The sequence below is a fragment of the Enterococcus sp. E5-162 genome, from assembly GCF_035725965.1.
Lineage (GTDB): Bacteria > Bacillota > Bacilli > Lactobacillales > Enterococcaceae > Enterococcus_B > Enterococcus_B lactis.
This window is the reverse complement of the sequence record NZ_JAPRFV010000038.1, coordinates 1-911: the sequence shown is the minus strand read 5'-3', so window position 1 is coordinate 911 and position 911 is coordinate 1. Positions and strand designations below refer to the sequence as shown.

Genomic DNA, 911 nt, shown 5'->3' with positions numbered 1-911 from the left:
CCGAAAAGAAGGCACTCTCTTCGGGTTTTCGATCTGTACTGAAATCAAGGTATTATTGGGAATCCCAGCTTAAATCATAGATACCGTAAGGGATTTTATTCTTTATTTAAAACTTTGCAACAGAACCCTCAAAACAACCTACTTTTTCAAAGGAGAAATGGTTAATCCCTGTTGCCGTCAACCGAAAACATCGGACTCACCATTCATATGTAGTGTAACTTTATCCTATACAACTAAAACTGTCAATAAAATTACTCTACAAAAGTAAGTTTTTCACTAGCTGATCTGTGGTTGGGTTATTTGAATATCTTCAGTGCATTTTCTAAGTCATCGATCAAATCTTTACTACTTTCGATCCCAATGGAGATCCGTAAAAGATCCGGCGTCAATCCATAAGATTCTCGTACCTCTTGAGGAATATCTGCGTGGGTCTGTGTCGTTGGATACGTGATGAGACTTTCCACACCACCCAGGCTTTCCGCAAAGGTAAAGACCTTTAATGCCGCTAAGAAGCCGCTGATTTTGGTTTCATCAAGCACCCGAATACTGATCATCGCCCCTGCATTTGGGTACAGCACCTCTTTGACCGCCGGATGGGCTCGTAAAAAGCGGCCAACTTCCTTGGCGTTGGCTTCCTGTCGTTCAAAGCGCAACGGCAGCGTCTTTAAACTTCGGATAAATAACCACGTATCAAAGCTGCTCAAGGTCGGGCCTGAAGTATTGGCTAAATAATTCAAGCGCTCCCCTACTTGCGCATCTTTGGCGATCACGGCGCCAGCCAAAAGGTTCTGTTGCAAAGTTTTCCAAAAAATCTATTTTAGTGTAAAATTGAGAAAAAAGACAGAGAGGACAGAGTAATGAATCATTTTAAAGGCAAACAATTCAAAAAAGACGTCATTATTGTCGCTGTT

Annotated in this window: 1 pseudogene; it reads right to left on the bottom strand. The window is 41.7% G+C overall.

From position 1 onward, the window contains the following. Positions 1-296 precede the first annotated feature (296 nt). A pseudogene (locus OZZ83_RS14645) lies at positions 297-788 on the bottom strand (PLP-dependent transferase); the annotation flags it as partial. Between the last annotated feature and the right edge of the window lie 123 nt (positions 789-911).